Below are 20134 nucleotides of genomic sequence, written 5' to 3' on the forward strand. Positions count from 1 at the left end.
AAATTGGAATTAGGTTTCCAATTTCTCTATTCCATAAATCTCTCTTCTTTCTACATCAAATTTCACACTTATATCAAAGGCTTGTGCAAGATTCGCTGAATTTAGCACCGATTGTGTTTTGCCAGTTGCAATGATTTTGCCCTTGTCGAGCAAAATCACTTCATCACAGTATTTATATGCAAGGGATAAATGATGGATCGCTACAACACAAGTGTGCTGTGGCGTGAGCGATTTTAATTGTTCCATCATGTCTATTTGATAATAGGGATCGAGTGGTGCGATAGGTTCATCGGCAAGCAATAGCGGCGCATTTTTGATGCAACAACGAGCGAGTTGGACTCGTGCTTTTTCTCCGCCTGACAGTTTCTGAAAGGGTTTATTAAGCAAATGTTCTATCGAAAATTTTTGTGAAATCTCTGTGATTTTTGACCGCTCTTTTGCCGATGATAATGGCGAATTTAAGCCGAGAGCAATGACATCATAAACCGATAAATCCCAGTGGATATTGGTATCTTGCGCAAGATAAGCGAGTTGCAGGCTTTTTTCAGCTGTACTCATTTTGCTTAACGGGCTGTTTCCAAAATAAATTTCACCTTTTGTAATAGGTAAAATTCCTGCGATCGTTTTGAGCAAAGTTGATTTACCGGCACCGTTTGCGCCCATAATACCGATCAGTTTTCCTTTAGGAAGCGTGCAGCTGATGTTGTTTAAGCCATAAGGCTGAGAAAGGTTTTCGATTCTAATCATTATCTTGCCAACTTGCGTTGCTCCGTAATTAAAATCCAAATTAAGCAAGGTGCGCCAATGATTGCGATGAGCGTGCCAATATAAATATGTGAGAAGACTGGAATATATTGCACGCAAAGATCCGCAATAAGTAGCAATAATGCGCCAAGTAATGCACTTGTGATGTAAAGTTGCGAAGGACGTTTTTTTAGCAATAAGCGAGCAAAGTGCGGTGCGATTAAGCCAACAAAACCGATAGTGCCAGTTTGCGGAATCGTTGCACCCACTAATAATGCCACGCCAAAGGTCGTGACGAAAAAGCTACGTTTAGGATTTACGCCCATTGTGCTCGCGGTTTCTTCACCGAAGGTGAGCAAGTCAATATAGCGGCGTTCACGATATAAACAGAACAATCCCAATAATACGATTGGAAATGAAATGAGTAGCGTATCAAGTTTTGCCCACACAAGAGAACCTTGTAGCCATCGGTAGAGTTCAGCTAACGCCCACGGGCTTTCTGCGTTCGAAAGTAGTAATGCAACAGCAGCAGAGAGCAACATATTGACGGCTAAACCACTTAAAATCATCGCCGTTGTGCCATGATTTTTAGCGATTAAATAAACCAATAAAAAACTAGATAACGCGCCAGCTACACCGCCAATAAGCAACAGACTTAAGGGTACGGAAAAATAGTAAAGCAAAAAGACACTGGTGGTGGTTGCACCGGCACTACTTCCCAATAATCCAGGACTTGCCAGTGGATTTTGAAATATCCCCTGCATTGCATTGCCCGCTAAAGCAAGGCTTGCGCCAGTTAAAATGGCTAATCCGATGCGCGGTAGGCGAATATCAAGCAATACGAGCGAGCGCATATCCGTGAGCACACCATCGGCATTTTTGAGATGGGCAAAATCGCCTAGCTGATGATAAATCGCAAACCCGCTAATTAACAGCAACGCTAAGAAAAGTGCGGTATTTAATTTTAGTGTTTTGGTCAATGAACAATTTCCTATGTAATCCAAATATCATTTTAACTGTTGATAAATCTTCTCCGCCCCTTGCCACACGCCGTGATCAAAGCAATAAGTATATTTCATTGGAATACGAAAGTGCGGTCGATTTTTAAAAAGATTTTGCAAAAGTGGATGTTTAAGCAATTCCGCTTGCTCGTTATAACTTTGTTGGTCGCTGATTTCAATCAACACGTTTGGTTCAGCTCGTAACACTTTTTCAAGAGAAAAATTTTCTGCCGTAAGCGGTGTTTTTAGCGGGGTTAAGCCTAGCAAGTTAAGTAAAGTGGGATACTGTGGCGTATAAGTTTCTACAATGCCTGTATCTGAAAGTATTAATGTGTCAGTGAGTGATAGATTGAGGCGAGAATCTTGTAATTTAAGTTTATCGATTAAAGATTTCACATGCATTTCGTTACCCGTGAGTTTGCCCAAGTGCAATATTAGAGCAAATAATTCTTCTGCCGTTTGTGGCGTGTCATTAATTGGCTCAATTTTTGCCCCGAGTTTTTTCAAATCTGCTACAAGTTGTGGATAAAAGGTTTCATTGATAAGAAACGTTTTATCGAGATAGGGCAATAATGCGGTGAGTTGTGGCTCAAGTGTTGGCTTATCCACATTGAGTTTATCCAACATCATCAAGGGATTTTTAGAATAAGGTGACTGCGCAGCAATTTGCTCAGGGCGTGCAATTTCCGACAAAAGACGATCGCTACAAAGCGTAAGCGAGACAAATTGCTCCGACGCATACGAAGTCAATGGCAAGAAAAGTGCGGTTAAAATCAAACGGTTTTTTTGCATATAGATAATGATACGCTACGTCATCAAGAATGTAAAAAGGCGTGCTAAGCACGCCCTTATTAGTGGATAATAATTAGAACGATCCTTTCAATCCAACGTAAACATTACGTCCGTCTTGACCATAGCCTACAATGTTTTCGTATTTTTTATTGAATACGTTGTTAAGATTTGCATAAATCGTCAAGCTATCCGCCACTTTATAGTTCACGCCTAAGTTTGCCAAAGTGTAGGATGGCATTTTGAAATCGCCAGAATCAAGACGTTTACCCACATAAGAAACATTCACGTCAGAACCTAATTTTTCCGTGATTTGATAAGCTAGCCCTAGGTTTCCTGTGTGTTTCGGACGACGAACATAATTTAAACCATATTGATCATTTTCAGATTTAATATAGGTGTAAGTATAGTTTGCATAACCTGAAAGGCTATCGGTAAATTTACCGTTATACGCCACTTCTACGCCTTTGATCTTCGTCTTACCATCGCGGTTTACTGCACGATTTGTTGGATTCATGTAATTGCCGGTAAGGGAATTTTCGTCACTTAAAAAGTTATTTACATTACGGGCAAAATAGGTCGTATCCAAGCTATGACGCTTATCATCGGTTTCAAGTAAGACACCAAATTCTCCCCCCAAACTTTTTTCTGCTTTCAAGTTCGGGTTAGCTAACCAAGTACCACCCCAACCGTAATATTCGGACATGGTTGGATTATGAATAGCTTTACCCAAACTAGCGTGCGCTTTTACATTTGGCGAGAGGCGATAAGCACTGGCAAGACGCGCAGTGAAGGCATTTTCAAATAAGCTATTGTCAGTATAACGACCACTGACAGAAAGACTGTGGTCGGCTTCGGTAAATAAACGGTACTCTGCGGCAACACTTTTCTCTGTTAATTTTTTCTCAGCAAAATTGTAAGCGGAAGCAATATATTTTGTATTTTGGTAATCCGCTAAGACGCTGACGGCTTGTTTGACTTCACCTTCACGGTCGAAGTTAATATCAAGTTGATAGTTCGTATTCAACTTTTTGCTGTCGTATTCTGTTTTACCAATAGCGGAAGCCCAACTTTGATATTGTGCAGTATCTGCATCCGTTTTAACGTGACTTACCGCCGCTTTATGCACGAATAAATCTTCTGCATTACCAAAATAACCGCTTAATTTATAGCGAGTTTCGCGTGTACGGGTATTGTCATCAAATTTTCTTTCGTGCTCTGCACTATTATCAAAATGAACGGTTTGAGATGAATGTGAGGCAAGAAAATCAACGCCTTTTTTACCATCATCAAAACCTAAACGCATAGACACATTATCACGGTGGAAGCCATCCTTTTCAGTTGCCGGCACATTTATGCTTTTACCGCCGGATACGCTCGTATAATTAAATACGCGTTCGCTGCGCGCAGAAATCCCTTGCGTACGATGGCTATCGCCATGAAGAGCATAGTAAAGACCATGATGCTGACCAGAAAGGGTAACAGAGCCATCACGGGTGCGATGTGAACCTGTGCCTAAGTCAAAATCGACGTTAAATTCTTTGTCTTTATATAATCCGTTTTTTGTGGTGATATAAACAACGCCACCCATGGCATCACTACCCCAAAGTGAAGATTGTTCGCCACGTAACACTTCGATTTGTTCAATGTTACTTAATGCTAAACCACCAAAATCAAAGTTAGCATCTGCAGGATTAACGCGAATGCCGTCAATAATGACCGCAGTATGCTTTGAATTTGCACCACGCAAGAAAAGGCTTGTTAGTGCGCCACGTCCACCACTAGCCCCCATCGCCACACCCGGCATAGTCTTCAACACATCACTTACATAAGTTGCATTACGAGCTGCAAAATCTTTTTCTGTTAATACGGTGACTGATGATGCAGTTTGATCTTGGTTTACAGGCGTTGCGTAAGCTGAATATACATTGATCGATTCAAGCTCTGTTTTGGTTTCAGCTTGTACAAAAGCAGATGCACTCAATAAAAGTGCGGTAGTAATTAAGTTAGTTTTCATTAAGTTGGTTCCTCTTTTAAAAAAGTGCGCTATTTTGGCACAATAGAAATTCATTTCCTAGTTGAGAATTTTCATTTACTTTACAAATTCTGTTTATTTTGTAAAAAAATTCGTTTTTTGACCGCACTTTTTCGCTTTTATCCGCCTTGCGTTTTCAAGTATAATGTTTCAAACTATTGAATGAATTATGATGGTTTAGAATTCCTATTTTGAGCTATTTATCTTCTAACATAAATCCACACTTTATCTTCCTCCAGCGTCCTTTAATTGCTTAATTAAATCCTTCAGGAATAACCGTGTCTTTATCGTTTAATTCTTTTTGTAATATGAAACATTCTTTCAGGTGATTTCTATGAAAAAAAATGTATTTCGTCTTAATTTTCTAACCGCTTGTATTTCACTAGGGATAGCATCACAAGCGTGGGCAGGACATACTTATTTTGGTATTAATTACCAATATTATCGTGATTTTGCTGAGAATAAAGGGAAGTTCACAGTTGGAGCCCAGAATATTGAGGTTTATAACAAGAAAGGGGAAATGCTAGGTACGATGATGAAAGATGTACCGATGCCTGATTTATCTTCCCTAGCAAAAGGTGGATATGCGACGTTGGTCGGTGATCAAACGTTAATCAGTGTTGCGCATAATGTGGGTTATCAAGATGTTGATTTTGGGATGACAGGACATAATCCAGATCAACACAATTTCAAATATAAAGTCGTCAAGCGTTATAACTATAAAAATGATAGTACGCACCGTTATATGACTGACTATCAACATCCAAGACTAGCTAAATTTGTCACGGAAGTTGCCCCGATTGAAATGGTTTCTCGTATGGACGGGAGCGTTTATACCGATTTGAAAAAATATCCAATGCGTGTTCGTGTCGGTAGTGGTCATCAATATTGGAAAGATGATAACAATGATACGAATGCAGACTTAGCCTATGGCGGTGCTTGGCTTACAGGCGGTAATACCTTTATGAATGGTGGCACAGGAGATGGGCATCTCTATTTAAATGGCCGTGTGCAAACCCCTAATGAATATGGCCCATTGCCAATTGCAGGTGCTCAAGGTGATAGTGGTTCTCCTTTCTTTATTTATGATAAGGAACATGGAAAATGGCTATTAAATGGTGTACTACGTGAAGGGCATCCTTATGCTGCGGTGGGTAATGGATATCAAATTGCGCGCCAAGATTATCTTGAAGAGGTTCTTGAGCAAGATCTTGCTGCTAGATTCTTTTTAAATAACGCAAATTACACATTAAAAACAACCCGAGATGGGAATGGCACCATTACGCAAAATGGCAGACGTACCCAAACCATTGGTTTGTATAATAGCGCTTTACCATTTGATTCTCGTGGCGGAAACAATGGTGATGAATCGCCAACTTATAAAGGGCCAAATCCATGGTCGCCAGCATTACATCATGGTAAAAATATCTACTTAGGGGATATGGGAAAAGGCACACTGACTATCGAAAATACGGTCAATCAAGGTGCTGGTGGTATATATTTTGAAGGGGATTTTGCTGTTAAACCAAGTGATAACAACGTAACTTGGCAAGGCGCTGGTGTCTCTGTTGGAGAAGAAAGTACTGTTGAATGGCAGGTGCATAATCCAGAAGGCGATCGCTTATCCAAAATTGGGCTGGGAACCTTACTTGTTAATGGTAAAGGGAAAAACTTAGGAAGCTTGAGTGTCGGTAATGGTTTGGTTGTGTTAGATCAACAATCAGATGAATCGGGTCAAAAACAAGCCTTTAAAGAAGTTGGCATTGTAAGCGGTAGAGCAACTGTTCAACTAAATAGTGCAGATCAAGTTGATTCTAATAATATTTATTTCGGCTTCCGTGGTGGTCGTTTAGATCTTAATGGTAACTCATTGACTTTCAAACGTATTCAAAATACTGACGAAGGAGCGATGTTAGTTAACCACAATGCAACTCAAGCATCAGAAATTATCATTACTGGCAGTGATATTACCAATAATCAAGGAGGCGACTTAACCAATAAACGTGATATTGCTTTTAATGGTTGGTTTGGTGATAAAGATGATACTAAAAATACTGGACGTTTGAATGTTAATTACAATCCACTTAACAAAGATAATCACTTCCTTCTATCAGGTGGAACAAATTTAAAAGGGAATATTACCCAAAATGGCGGTAACTTAATTTTTAGCGGTCGTCCAACGCCTCATGCTTACAATCATTTAAATCAAAATCATGCCAAGATGGAAGGTTCAACGCGAGGAGAGGTCATCATCGATGATGATTGGATCAACCGCACTTTTAAGGCTGAAAATTTTCAAATTCAAGGTGGAAAAGCTATTGTTTCTCGTAATGTTTCCGAAATTAATGGTAATTGGCAATTAAGTAATAATGCTAAAGCCACTTTTGGTGTGACGCCAAATCAAGAGAATTTGGTGTGTATTCGTTCAGATTGGACGGGATTAACAGAATGTAAATCGGAAAATCTAACGAAACAGAAAACAATCGACTCATTACCAAGAACAAAAGTAAATGGCAACGTGCAGTTATCTAATACCGCAAGCCTCGTTGCATCAGGATTCGTGGATTTAATTGGCAACGTGAATTTAACCGAACAGAGTCAATTTACATTAAGCCATCATGCAACCCAAACTGGTTCGTTAAACCTTGTTAATCAGGCGAATGCAACCGTGAATAATGCCCAATTAATGGGGAATGTAACATTATCAGATTCTGCTCAGTTTAATTTAGCGAATAGTCATTTTTCACATCAAATTAGCGGTGCAGAAAGCACTACGGTTAATTTAGACAATGCAAATTGGACAATGCCAGCGAGTACTACTTTAGGTAGTTTGGCACTCAATAATAGCGAAATTACGCTGAACCCAGATTTTGTTACTCAAGCGAACAATAGCCAATTTAATACGTTAACGATCAATGGCAATTTAAGTGGCAATGGGACGTTTAATTATCGTACTTATCTGACCCAGTATTTAGGCGATAAATTACAAATTAATGGACGTGCACAAGGTGACTTTAAGCTTAATGTGCATAATACGGGGGCTGAACCCACAACACTTGAACAATTAACACTAGTTACCCTTAAACAAGCGGTAGATTCAGGCTTGAATTTTACCTTAGCCAATCAACACGTTGATGCAGGTACTTGGCGTTATGAGTTAATTAAAAAAGGTAATGAATATCGTCTATATAATCCAATTAAAGAACAAGAGTTAACTCAAAACTTAACCAATGAAGCTCAAAAGTTAAGCGAATTATTAGCGAAAAAAACGGCATTAACCGAAAAACGTCATGCTCAAGAAGAAAAAGTGCGGTCAAAAAGTTCAGTATTATCTGAAGCATTGCCTGATCAAAGCCATCTCAACATATTAAAAACGGAATTAGCAGCACTTCAACGTAACCAAAATGCAGCGCAGGAAGTGCAAAATCAGAAAGAAATGGCACTAACCCAAGCACAAGCTACAGTACAAGCTGCTCAAGAAAAAGCACAGACTGCAATTAATGCGTACGAATCCGCTAAAAGCCTAGAAACTGCTCAAGCTTTAGATAAAGCAAATATTGCTTTAGCTACAGCACAGGTGAAGAAAGAGGAAGCTCAAATTGAGTTTGCCACAGCTAAACTGACACAACTTAATCTCACAAAACAGCAACAAGAAAAAGCACTTGCTGTTGCTAAAGAGGAAAAAGTGTTATCTGAAAAAGGAGCATCTTTACAGGCTGAAAAGCAGGCTTTCTATTTTATGGTGTTATCACTTGAAGACGTGAAAGAGGAACTTATCATCACAGAAGAACTTCTCCGACAAGCACAAGCTAACAATGCAGAATTGAAAGCGAAAAAAGCATTACTTGAACGCGACTTAGAAGAACAAGCTAATCAAAATAAAGAGGCTCAAACCTTCAAAACTAATCTTGCAGAAACACAGCAAGAGAAAGCAACCGCGGCTCAAGAAAAAGCAAAAGCAACAGAGCAAAATAATAGTAGCTTAAGTGCTCTTAATCTGGCAAATCAAGCTGTTATTGCTAAACAACAAGCGGTCGAAAATCTTAAAAATAGCACTAATGCACAAACTCAAGCATTAACGGCAGAGCAAGCAAAAGTCGAACAAGATAAAACGCAAGCAGAGCATTACAAAGCAAATGCTCAACAACGTCAAACCATTGAGCAAACTATGCCAGTTACTGCTCAATTCCGTCAAGAGGAAGAAAAACGTATCGAGGAAGAGAAACGTGTAGCTGAAGAGAAACGTATCGCGGAAGAAAAACGTATCGCGGAAGAAAAACGTGTAGCTGAAGAAGCTCGCAAAGCCGAAGAAGCACGTAAGGAAGAGCAACGCAAAGCCGAAGAAGCTCGCAAAGCTGAAGAGGCACGTAAAGCCGAAGAAGCTCGTAAGGCTGAAGAGGCACGCAAAGTCGAAGAAGCTCGTAAGGCTGAAGAAGCTCGTAAGGCTGAAGAGGCACGCAAAGCCGAAGAAGCTCGTAAAGCTGAAGAAGCACGCAAAGCTGAAGAGGCACGTAAGGCTGAAGAAGCTCGTAAAGCGGAAGAAGCACGTAAAGCTGAAGAAGCCCGTAAAGCAGAAGAAGCACGTAAGGCTGAAGAAGCTCGTAAAGCGGAAGAAGCCAAACGTCTTGCTGAAGAGCGACGCAAGGCTGAAGAGGCACGTAAAGCTGAAGAAGCACGCAAAGCTGAAGAAGCCCGTAAAGCAGAAGAAGCACGTAAATCAGAAGAAGCACGCAAAGCTGAAGAGGCACGTAAAGCTGAAGAGGCACGTAAAGCTGAAGAGGCACGTAAAGTAGAAGAAGCACGCAAAGCTGAAGAGGCACGTAAGGCTGAAGAAGCTCGTAAAGCGGAAGAAGCCAAACGCTTAGCCGAAGAACAACGTAAAGCCGAAGAGGCTCGTAAAGCTGAAGAAGCACGCAAAGCGGAAGAAAGACGTATCGCAGAAGAGAAACGTCAAGCCGAAGAAGCACGCAAAGTGGAAGAAGCTCGTAAGGCTGAAGAGGCACGCAAGCAAAAAGAGCTTATTAGTCGTTATTCAAATAGTGCTCTTTCTGAATTGTCTGCAACGACAAATAGCATACTTTCAGTTCAACATGAGCTTGATAGAGTTTTGGTTTCGGATTCAGATCTTTCAGTATGGACGAATATTACGCAAGATAAAAAACGTTATGACTCAGATGATTTCCGTGCTTATCAACAAAATATGAATTTACGCCAAATTGGTGTTCAGAAAAAAGTTGAGAATGGACGGATGGGGGGGATTTTCTCACATGGTCGTGCTAATAATACCTTTGATGAGCAGATCTCCAATCAGATGGATCTCACGATGGTGTCTGCGTTTGCACAATATCAATGGCATGATTGGCAACTGGGTATCAACGCGGGTTATGGGGTGAGTTCAAGTAAAATTTCAGGTGAACAAAGCCAAAAAATTCATCGTCGTGTGATGAGTTATGGCCTTAATGCGAACTATCAGTTCCGTTTAGGAGAATTAGGTATTCAGCCTTATCTTGGTTTAAATCGCCATTTTATTGAAGGAGAAAATTACCAATACGAAGGTGTAAATATTCAGACACCGAAAATAGCATTTAATAGTTATACTACAGGGGCTAAAGTAGATTACACCTTTACACCAGCTCAAAATGTAACAATTAAACCGTATTTCTCGGTAAATTATGTCGATGCTTCAAATGCTCGCGTGCAAACTAAAGTCAATCAGGCGACCTTACAACAACAGTTCGGGCGTTATTGGCAAAAAGAATTGGGTGTAAGTGGTGAGATCTCGCATTTCCATATGTCGGTATATGCAACTCAATCTCAAGGTTCACAATTAAGTAAACAGAGAACAATTGGTGTGAAATTAGGGTATTGTTGGTAGCCTAAGATCTGTTCTTAAAGAGGCTTTTATGTTGTAACTGAAACAATGTAAAAGCCTCTTTTTTATTCTTTTCAACTGCATTTTTTCGCCTTTATCCGTTTTACGGATTCAAGTATAATACCAATATTTTTAATCACATCAGATCAACGATTATGAGCACAAAATTTAACGTAAAAACATTCCAAGGTATGATTTTAGCCCTGCAAGAATATTGGGCAAACCAAGGCTGCACCATTGTGCAACCTTTTGATATGGAAGTGGGCGCTGGGACTTCTCACCCAATGACTGCATTACGTGCATTAGGTCCAGAGCCGATGGCATTTGCTTATGTTCAACCTTCACGTCGTCCGACCGATGGTCGTTATGGCGAAAATCCAAACCGTTTACAACATTACTATCAATTCCAAGTGGTGATTAAACCCTCTCCGGACAATATTCAAGAACTTTATTTAGGTTCCCTTGAAATGCTTGGTTTCGATCCGACCAAAAACGACATTCGTTTCGTAGAAGATAACTGGGAAAACCCAACCTTAGGCGCATGGGGCTTGGGCTGGGAAGTGTGGCTAAACGGCATGGAAGTGACTCAATTTACCTATTTCCAACAAGTGGGCGGTTTAGAATGTAAACCTGTAACGGGCGAAGTGACTTACGGTTTAGAGCGTTTAGCCATGTACATTCAAGGCGTCGATTCTGTGTATGACTTAGTTTGGTCTGATGGTCCATTAGGCAAAACCACTTATGGCGATGTTTTCCATCAAAATGAAGTTGAGCAATCAACCTATAACTTTGAATACGCAAACACAGATTTCTTATTCTACTGCTTCGATCAATACGAAAAAGAGGCACAAGAGTTATTAGCCTTAGAAAAACCGTTACCATTGCCTGCTTATGAACGTATTTTGAAAGCAGCACACAGCTTTAACTTATTAGATGCGCGTAAAGCAATTTCGGTAACCGAACGCCAACGCTATATTTTACGTATTCGAGCCTTAACCAAAGGCGTGGCGGAAGCCTATTATGCAAGCCGTGAAGCCTTAGGGTTCCCGGGTTGTAAAAAATAACGTTTAAAGGTAATTCAAAAAGTGCGGTGAAATTTGACCGCACTTTAGGAGAGCAAAATGAGCAAACCAATTCTTTTTTATGCAGAAACATGCCCAGATACCGCGCCATTTATCGCGGAGTTGGATCGCTTAGGTGTGGATTACGATGAAGTAGAAATTATGACTTCATTGCCTAATCTTAAACAATTTATTCGTTTACGCGATAGCAGAGCAGAATTTGATAACTCGAAAGCAAATGGCTATTTAGGTATTCCTGCGTTGTTATTACTAAATGGCGATGTTGTTTTAGATGAATCCAAATTAAAAGAGATTTTCTAAAGTGATGAAAAAAACACTAGCTCTTGCAACTTCTGCCATGATTTTGACCGCTTGTAGCAATGCGCAACCACAAGCTGAAATGCCAACTGTGGGCGGTGAAACAGATGCTCACGGTTGCTTACCAAGTGCGGGACAGTCTTATTCTTATTTGAAAAAAGCCTGTGTACAAGTGTTTGATGTGGCGGATATTAAGCTAGACGACCCTGCCAATAAAACCCAAGCGGTTTATGGCATTCTTTCGGAAGATAAGCAACAGGTTGAAGTGTTTGCGTCTGATTTGCCTGAAAATACGATTTTAGATGTGGTAAAAGGCGGCTATATCTCAAAAGATGGCAAAGTGCGTTTAATGAAAACCAAGACAAGTTGGAAGATTAGTAAGTAATGAAGAAGGTCAGTTTTTTACAATTTTTATTTAAAATTGGCGATGACTATTTAATGTTTCTACGAAATTTAACGCCTGCAGTGTTATTTTTATCACTGGCATTATTTATGTTTTCTGAGCTGGATTGGGTACATTGGGGGTGGAGTGATGTACCAGTGCTGTTTTTATGCCTCGCTTCTGGATTTATTGCACTCAGCGTCATGGCAATAAATACTGTCGCTTTTGTACGCGAGATGCTGAAAACCTTAAGAACACTAAGCGGAGAGAGCGAACTTGATGAAAATATTGGTACGCTCGCATTATTTAAAATGCTCTGGGTGGAGAGCAACAGTAAACAACTAATCTTTTTTGCGGTAGTCAATATTGTTGCAGTATTTATGGTGTTAGTTTACGGCACCAAATATGCCTTGAATTTTTATAGCTCAATTTCAACATTAAATGATTAGGTCTCGAATATGAAAAAAATAACCCTAAAATTCACCGCACTTTTGCTTGGCTCAGCTTTAGCAAGTAGTGCGTTTGCAACAGAAAATGGTCAAACTTCCTCAAGTTCTGATTATGAATTAGAGAAAGTATTGATTTTTAGCCGACACGGATTGCGTTCACCAGTGGAAAAAGATCCGCAAGAAATGGCGAAATATTCCCCTTATGAATGGGCAAAATGGAATGTACCATCTGGCTATCTCACTGCAAAAGGGACGGTGCTAGAAACCTATTTCGGGCAATATTTAGGTCAGTGGCTTACAGATAAAGGGTTATTAACAACAGAACGTTGTGCATCAGGCGAAGGTATTTTCGCTTATGCGAATGGCGTGCAACGCACCATTGCAACAGGGCAAGCGATTGTTTCTGGTGCATTTGCAGGCTGTAATGTTCAACTGCAACATCACGGTAAAATTGGTTCAGAAAAAGATCCGATTTTTAAAACGCAAGCGCATAATCCAAGCAAAGCCTTGATTGAATCTGCAAAAAATAACGTTGATTTAACCGCTTTACAGCAAAAATTAGCGCCAAATTATGCGCTATTGAGTGAAATCATCGATTATAAAAATTCACCAAACTGCTTACAAAAAGGCGAGTGTGATTTAGGTGGAAAAGTCGGTGAATACAGTATTAAAGACGGCAAGTCAGTCAAAATTACTGGCTCTATCAGCAAAGGAAAGAAAATTGTCAGTGCATTATTGCTCGCTCATTATGTGGGTAAGCCTGATTCAGAAATCGCAAACGGCCGCGTGGATAGCCAAGAAAAATGGCGTGCAATTAACGAAATTAAAAACGAATATTACCGCACTTTATTTAAAAACAATGAAGCGTTGGCACAAAATGTCTCATATCCGTTGTTAGCATTTATTCAGCAACAGCTAAATAGTGAGAACAAAATTAACTTATTGGTCGGACACGATTCTAATATCGTCGCTCTGCTGGCAGCACTAGGTGTTGAGCCTTATGAGTTGAATGATTCATTGGAAAATATCCCAATCGGTGGCAAGTTGCTATTTGAAGTATGGAAACACAAACCAAGTGGCAAACTCAAATTTAAGTTGGATTATGTGTATCAAACTACTGACCAGCTGATTAACATCACGCCACTAAGTTTAGCAACACCACCAAACCAAACGGCATTAACCCTTAAAGGCTGTGAAAAAGATGAACATGGCTTTTGTGATTATGAGCAGTTTCAAAAGGTGTTGAGTGAGGGTATTAAGAACGGTAAAAACTAGTTGATTATCAGAAAAAAGATGCATTACGAGATACAGAATTAAATTCACTTGGTTTTACAACTGTGCAATTTAGATGAAGTAATATGTGAAAGAGAACATAAAAAATGCAGAATGATAATTTAGACGAAAATAATACAGATAAACTAATTTCGCTTACTAACTCTGTGTTAGGAGAATTTCCTGGTGGCTCTATTGTTAGCGGAATTATCAATAACTTAGTGCCAAATCAACGCCAAGATAGAATAGTTAAGTATCTTAGAGAATTAGAGAAAAGAGTATCTAAATTAGAATGTTTAATAAATTCAGATGCTAAAAAATTATCTGAATACATAGCACTGTTTGAAGATGGTCTGTTTTACGCTTTTAGAGCAGTTAGCGAAAAACGTCTTGAGCATATTGCTTCTGTTGTAGCAAATGGATTAAATACAGAAGAGATCCAGATATCTCAATATGTCTATTTACTTAATTTATTGTCAGAGTTAAATGATGAGGAGATTATTTGGTTAAGGTTTTATTTACATCCAACACTCGGTGGTGATGAAGAATTTAGAAGTAAGCATCAAAGTGTCTTAAATTTAGCTAGAAATTATATTGGAGCTCCAGAGGAGCAAATAGATAAATCTGCTATTCAAAATAGCTATAAAGATCATTTAGAAAGATTAGGTTTAATAAAAACTAAACTCGACATAGATAGAAATACGAATATGCCTATCTATGATAAATTATCAGGAAAGCCTAGAGGCTCTAAATTTATAACTCATTTAGGAAAAATGTTACTTAACGAGATTGGTTTTTCTGAATAACTGTAATTCGTAGTGTGTTTGTAAATACATTACAAAATTTAAAATTAATGGTGAAATTAAGCACACCTTACAAGAGAAACAAAATGACAACCCAAAACTTCCTAGTAGAAATCGGCACAGAAGAGCTGCCACCAAAAGCTCTCAAAACATTAGCAACCTCTTTTGCGGATAATGTTGAGGCGGAATTAAACCAAGCGGGTTTATCATTCGATAAAATCGAATGGTTTGCAGCGCCGCGTCGTTTGGCGGTGAAAGTGTTGAACTTAGCCACACAACAGCCAAGCAAAGAAATTGAAAAACGTGGACCAGCAGTGTCTGCAGCCTTTGATGCAGAAGGCAAACCAACTAAAGCGGCAGAAGGCTGGGCGCGTGGTTGTGGTATTACCGTTGAGCAAGCAGAACGCATTGCGACTGATAAAGGTGAATGGTTAGTTCACCGTGCAAAAATTGAAGGTCAACCGACCAAAAACTTGCTGAACAGCATCGTGGCCAATGCGTTGGCGAAATTGCCAATTCCAAAACCAATGCGTTGGGCAGACAAAACCGTGCAATTTATCCGCCCGGTTCATACTGTAATTATGTTGTTAGGTGATGAATTAATCGAAGGCGAAATTTTAGGTGTGGCAAGTGCGCGTACTATTCGTGGTCACCGTTTCTTAGGCGAGAAAGAATTTGAAATTCAACATGCAGATCAATATCCACAATTATTACGTGAAAAAGGTTCTGTAGTAGCGGATTTCAACGAGCGTAAAGCAGAAATTTTGGCAAAATCTCAAGCAAAAGCAACCGCACTTGGCGGCGTGGCTGACATTGAGGAAAGTCTGCTTGAAGAAGTGACTTCCTTGGTGGAATATCCAAATGTATTAGCGGCTAAATTTGAAGAACGTTTCTTAGCGGTGCCTGCGGAAGCTTTGGTTTATACCATGAAAGGCGACCAAAAATATTTTCCGATTTATGACAAAGACGGCAAATTATTACCGCACTTTATTTTTGTCTCGAACATCAATCCTGAAGACCCAACCGCGATTATCGAAGGGAATGAAAAAGTGGTTCGTCCACGTCTAACCGATGCAGAATTCTTCTTCAAAACCGACTTAAAACAAAAACTGGTTGATCGTTTACCACGCTTAGAAACCGTGTTATTCCAACAACAGCTCGGTACATTGAAAGATAAAACAGATCGTATTGAGCAACTTGCCGGCGAAATTGCAAAACAAATCGGTGCAGATGAAGTGAAAGCAAAACGTGCGGGTTTACTGTCAAAATGTGACTTAATGACCAACATGGTGTTTGAATTCACCGATACGCAAGGCGTAATGGGGATGCACTACGCTCGTCATGACGGTGAAGATGAAGAAGTGGCGGTGGCGTTAAATGAACAATATATGCCTCGCTTTGCCGGTGATGAGTTACCAAAATCGTTGGTGGCAAGTGCGGTCGCTTTAGCGGATAAATTTGACACTTTAACAGGGATCTTCGGTATCGGCCAAGTACCAAAAGGTAGCGCAGACCCGTTCGCATTACGTCGTGCGGCATTAGGTGCGTTACGTATTATTGTAGAGAAAAATTTACCACTAGATTTAGAAGATTTAGTGAAAAAATCAGCCGCACTTTTCGGTGATAAACTCACGAATCAAAATGTGGTTGCTGATGTGGTGGACTTCATGCTTGGTCGTTTCCGTGCGTGGTATCAAGATGAAGGCATTGCAGTGGATGTGATTCAAGCCGTATTGGCACGTCGTCCAACTCGTCCGGCTGATTTTGATGCGCGCGTGCGTGCGGTTTCACATTTCCGTACTTTAGATTCAGCAGAAGCGTTAGCAGCAGCAAATAAACGTGTAAGCAATATTTTAGCTAAAGCGGATGCTGCAATTGGTGAGATCAATTTGACCGCTTGCGTAGAGCCTGCAGAAAAAGCCCTTGCTGAAGCCGTACTTGTATTACGCACTGAAGTACAACCGCTTATCGCGCAAGGCGATTACACGGCAGTATTAGATAAATTAGCGAACTTACGCGCACCGGTAGACAGTTTCTTTGATAACGTAATGGTAAATGCTGAAGATCCTGCATTACGCCAAAACCGCTTAGCGATTTTAAATACGTTACAAGACTTGTTCTTACAAGTGGCTGATATTTCAGTGCTTCAATAATGATAAAAGGGATGATTGATTTTTCATCAATCATCCCTTCTTTTATAGACTTCAAGTGATTATTTCTCTATAATCACCGAACTTTCCCCCCTTAGCTCAGTCGGTTAGAGCAGGCGACTCATAATCGCTTGGTCACTGGTTCAAGTCCGGTAGGGGGGACCATTTCAAATTTTCTCGTCTTATTTATTCTTTCATCTTCATTCAATAATGACCTTATAAATACTGACCCTTACCAAGTTTTTATTTTTTCTACTCTCGCGTTCTCCTGTTAACTTCTACGTTTACAACCATATTTTTTTAGTTATATACTTAGTTATTCTTATACTTTTAACTCAATATTTTTGCTCACCGTGAGACCTATAGATTTAGGAATTTCAGGCGTTTTTTTTAACCACGAAATTTAAACAATGATGAGATTATAAAGCTTGGTTAAAAAATAGTTATAAAATATATGGTTATAAATACTTGAAGCAGTTGAATTACACTTGTAAAAACTGTGATAAAGCTTTGTAAAAAACGGAAAAAACACGATTAGTTATCGCTGGGTTTGTTTAGTCAAATGATGCCCTCTATAATGTCTTTTTAGTGCATGATCCATAATGGCACCGACAAGCTGGTGGATTTTTTGAGTGTGTTACTTCTATCTGCTATTTTTTCATAAATGCTAACTAACTCTTTTACTTTTATTTCTGATACATGCTTATCGCCAATATAAGGGAAGATATGATTTTTCAATCGTTCCCAATTCTTTTCTCGTGTTTCTGGATTTTTAGCTTTTTCTTTGTAGATACCATTAAAGTAACTTCCTGCAACAGAATGGAAAGTATCTTTTAAACGGTTTTCATATTCTTGTTGGATGCGGATTTTTTCTTCTTGTGGATCGATACCTTTAGCAAGTAACGCACGATATTCTTCACGTTTAGCACGAGCATCTGATAATTGGATTTGGGGATACATTCCAAGGCCAGCATTTGTTCTTTTTTTTGTAACTGGATGATAGTAGTTAAATAGCCAAATTTTAGATCCGTTTGGCTTAACTCTTAGAATAAGACCGTTACCATCAGATAATGGATATTCTTTTTCTTTTGGCTTTGCTTTTCTGATTTCTGTATCTGTTAAAGGTTTTTTGGTTCTAGACATAAGATTTCTTCCCTAACGCAGTAATACAAGATAATAGATATAGTAACATCAACTAAGTCAGTGTTACTAATAGTGTTACTAAAAACAGCGATTAAAGACAATTAGAGACGATTAGATATGATGGGTGAAAGTGCTATAAACCCTTGTGAAATCTGGATAAAACAAAACCCCGCGATTAGTTTCGCGGGGCTTTGTTTAGTCAAATGGTGCCTGGGCGGGATCTGAATCAAATACATACCATATTGAAATACAATGACTTTTATCAAAAAAGTTAGGTTTCTAAGGTTTTATACCCTTATTTGTACCCTTATTATCAAAAGTCATACCTTAAATATTCAATATTAACTCGATATGAAAATCCCTATTTTAACGAATTGTATCACAGATAAAAATGAACTCAAATTTGTAAAACTAGATACAAAAATGCCTACAACTTAGTATTGTAGGCATTCTTTTTTAAGAATTAATGTATTGCTCTATGTCTGATAATCTCCAGCGAACCGCTCTACTACCACAACGTTTAGGTTCAGGAAAAACTCCATTTTTTATGTGTTTATAGATAGTTGTTGATGATAATCCTGTCATAGCTATAACATCTTTAAGCTCTAGAAGTTGCTTAATTACATTATTGCTCTCTACTTGATTTTGTGTGTTCATTTTTTCCGTCCTTATATGTTGTCTTATGTTTTGAACGGTTACAATTAAACAGCATACACTTATACATAAAAATTTATATAGATGAAAATAACATCTATATAGATCTTACCTTATTCATTTGAAATGGGAGGACTTGGCAAATTTATCTCTTATATTGCTTTCACTCATACCTACATAACCTTGATATGTACTAGCAAGATAAATAATCAATTCTTCTTGATTTTTAAATGTATTATCGCTTAAGCATACCTCTTTTAATGCAAGAATTAAATTTAAGTAAGATGTTTCTGATTTTCCTTTAACCTCTTTTTCTATTGGTTCTGTTGGTGAAATAGTACGATTACTTAATAAATAATCTAGTCTAGGCTTATCAAGAAAGAGATTATGATATTCTGATGGAATATAGTCTATTGCGGTACCTGCACTAGAATTTTCGTTAGTAAAATTATCTCTGGCATATTCTAAGGCAATAAATAGAAAATCGGGATTACTGTCCTTTTCCATACAATTCAAATCAGAAAATTTCTCGAAAGAATAAGTCTTAATTCCATTGTTTTTTATCCAATCTTCATAGAAATAAGGATTATGATAATCAGAATGCTCATAACAAGTTAAACGATAACTATGTGGCTTTAATATGATAAGTAAATGATTAGCTATTTCACTATATGATAAGCTAGCATTCTTCTCTTTAATATTATCCATAAATTTAATTATAGAGATATATTTAGAATAACGCTGTATCAATAACTGATCGATTTTTTCTGTTAAATTTATCATAATAATAACCTACATAGATAAGTTTGTATTTACTAGTAGCAAGATTTTAGCATAGATTTTTAATGTTTTTCTGTCATCACTTGCCTACAAATTTTTTCCGCAAAAATGTATTCATACAATATCCCCCTATCATTGATATTTTGAGATTGCAGAGATAGCTATAAAGAACATTTATATAGATCAACAGACGACAAAGACGACAACAAGCAAACTCAAAGCACTCAACAACAGAAAATAGGATAAAAGAAAGATAGAAATAAAAACCTCAAATCAATCTATAAGGCAATATTTCAGGAATTTTCCAAAATTTGACAGATCTAGATTGACAAGGCTTAAAAGTGCATACATTGACAGATCCAGATTGACAGATCGAGATTGACACTAAAAAAGAACGTTATCTAGCGATAAACATCAGAAAGAATAGCAAAATATAAATAAGAATAAATATAGATTTAATCCAACAAATATAGATAATATATAAAGTATAATAAAAATAATAATAATAATTTATATTTTTTACTGTATATATTTACAGGTGTAAATTTGTACAGCATTTCCCTTTCGCGTGATCCAATTTTTTTTCTCTTTTTTTAATTTTTTTTCATTATACTTTATACTTTTCTGTAAGTGTTTGATTTTAAAGGATTTTTTTTCAATTTTTGCCTTATTCTTTTCCTT

Annotated in this window: 15 protein-coding genes and 1 tRNA gene; 9 read left to right on the top strand and 7 right to left on the bottom strand. The window is 38.3% G+C overall.

Annotation, left to right across the window (positions count from 1 at the left end; all coding sequences use genetic code 11):
* Positions 1–9 precede the first annotated feature (9 nt).
* The 4 genes from KP710_RS06280 to KP710_RS06295 all read right to left on the bottom strand — a co-directional run bounded on the left by KP710_RS06280 (position 10) and on the right by KP710_RS06295 (position 4551).
* Complete coding sequence (locus tag KP710_RS06280) at positions 10–747, bottom strand: ABC transporter ATP-binding protein (protein ID WP_118777186.1); 738 nt, start codon at positions 745–747, stop codon at positions 10–12.
* Positions 747–1724: a FecCD family ABC transporter permease gene (locus tag KP710_RS06285; protein ID WP_215771005.1), complete on the bottom strand. Its 978-nt coding sequence runs from the start codon at positions 1722–1724 to the stop codon at positions 747–749. The genes KP710_RS06280 and KP710_RS06285 overlap by 1 nt, the downstream gene beginning before the upstream one ends.
* Positions 1725–1751: 27 nt before the next feature.
* Positions 1752–2537, bottom strand: coding sequence for a substrate-binding domain-containing protein (locus KP710_RS06290; protein WP_215771006.1), 786 nt, complete (start codon positions 2535–2537; stop codon positions 1752–1754).
* 73 nt (positions 2538–2610) lie between these two features.
* On the bottom strand, positions 2611–4551 hold the full coding sequence (locus KP710_RS06295; RefSeq protein WP_215771007.1) for a TonB-dependent receptor plug domain-containing protein: 1941 nt from the start codon (positions 4549–4551) through the stop codon (positions 2611–2613).
* 352 nt (positions 4552–4903) lie between these two features.
* On the opposite strand from KP710_RS06295, the gene KP710_RS06300 reads away from it, so the two are divergent.
* The 9 genes from KP710_RS06300 to KP710_RS06340 all read left to right on the top strand — a co-directional run bounded on the left by KP710_RS06300 (position 4904) and on the right by KP710_RS06340 (position 17041).
* Positions 4904–10444: a S6 family peptidase gene (locus KP710_RS06300; RefSeq protein WP_215771008.1), complete on the top strand. Its 5541-nt coding sequence runs from the start codon at positions 4904–4906 to the stop codon at positions 10442–10444.
* A gap of 152 nt (positions 10445–10596) precedes the next feature.
* A complete protein-coding gene (glyQ, locus tag KP710_RS06305; RefSeq protein WP_005635052.1) occupies positions 10597–11505 on the top strand; it encodes a glycine--tRNA ligase subunit alpha in 909 nt (302 codons plus the stop codon).
* Between the two features lie 57 nt (positions 11506–11562).
* Positions 11563–11823, top strand: a complete 261-nt coding sequence (locus KP710_RS06310) for a hypothetical protein (RefSeq protein WP_215771009.1) — start codon at positions 11563–11565, stop codon at positions 11821–11823.
* Between the two features lies 1 nt (position 11824).
* Complete coding sequence (locus KP710_RS06315; protein ID WP_215771010.1) at positions 11825–12205, top strand: hypothetical protein; 381 nt, start codon at positions 11825–11827, stop codon at positions 12203–12205.
* Positions 12205–12651: a hypothetical protein gene (locus KP710_RS06320; protein ID WP_046939701.1), complete on the top strand. Its 447-nt coding sequence runs from the start codon at positions 12205–12207 to the stop codon at positions 12649–12651. The genes KP710_RS06315 and KP710_RS06320 overlap by 1 nt, the downstream gene beginning before the upstream one ends.
* A 9-nt stretch (positions 12652–12660) precedes the next feature.
* Positions 12661–13926, top strand: a complete 1266-nt coding sequence (locus tag KP710_RS06325) for a histidine-type phosphatase (protein ID WP_215771011.1) — start codon at positions 12661–12663, stop codon at positions 13924–13926.
* Between the two features lie 104 nt (positions 13927–14030).
* Positions 14031–14729 (top strand): hypothetical protein, encoded by a 699-nt coding sequence (locus KP710_RS06330; RefSeq protein ID WP_048952642.1) that lies wholly within the window; start codon positions 14031–14033, stop codon positions 14727–14729.
* An 83-nt stretch (positions 14730–14812) separates the two neighbouring features.
* Complete coding sequence (gene glyS, locus KP710_RS06335) at positions 14813–16879, top strand: glycine--tRNA ligase subunit beta (RefSeq protein WP_215771012.1); 2067 nt, start codon at positions 14813–14815, stop codon at positions 16877–16879.
* An 85-nt stretch (positions 16880–16964) separates the two neighbouring features.
* A tRNA-Ile gene (locus KP710_RS06340) sits at positions 16965–17041 on the top strand.
* A 420-nt stretch (positions 17042–17461) separates the two neighbouring features.
* Here the strand turns inward: KP710_RS06340 and KP710_RS06345 are convergent.
* The 3 genes from KP710_RS06345 to KP710_RS06355 form a co-directional block, all read right to left on the bottom strand.
* Positions 17462–18019 (bottom strand): integrase arm-type DNA-binding domain-containing protein, encoded by a 558-nt coding sequence (locus KP710_RS06345; RefSeq protein WP_243583124.1) that lies wholly within the window; start codon positions 18017–18019, stop codon positions 17462–17464.
* A gap of 456 nt (positions 18020–18475) precedes the next feature.
* Positions 18476–18676, bottom strand: coding sequence for a helix-turn-helix transcriptional regulator (locus KP710_RS06350; RefSeq protein ID WP_111407717.1), 201 nt, complete (start codon positions 18674–18676; stop codon positions 18476–18478).
* A gap of 114 nt (positions 18677–18790) precedes the next feature.
* Entirely contained in the window at positions 18791–19456 is a 666-nt protein-coding gene (locus KP710_RS06355) for a hypothetical protein (protein ID WP_111407718.1), read from the bottom strand.
* Positions 19457–20134 lie beyond the last annotated feature (678 nt).

Origin of the sequence: Haemophilus sp. SZY H35 (assembly GCF_018829705.1) — a bacterium.
Classification (GTDB): domain Bacteria; phylum Pseudomonadota; class Gammaproteobacteria; order Enterobacterales; family Pasteurellaceae; genus Haemophilus; species Haemophilus haemolyticus_K.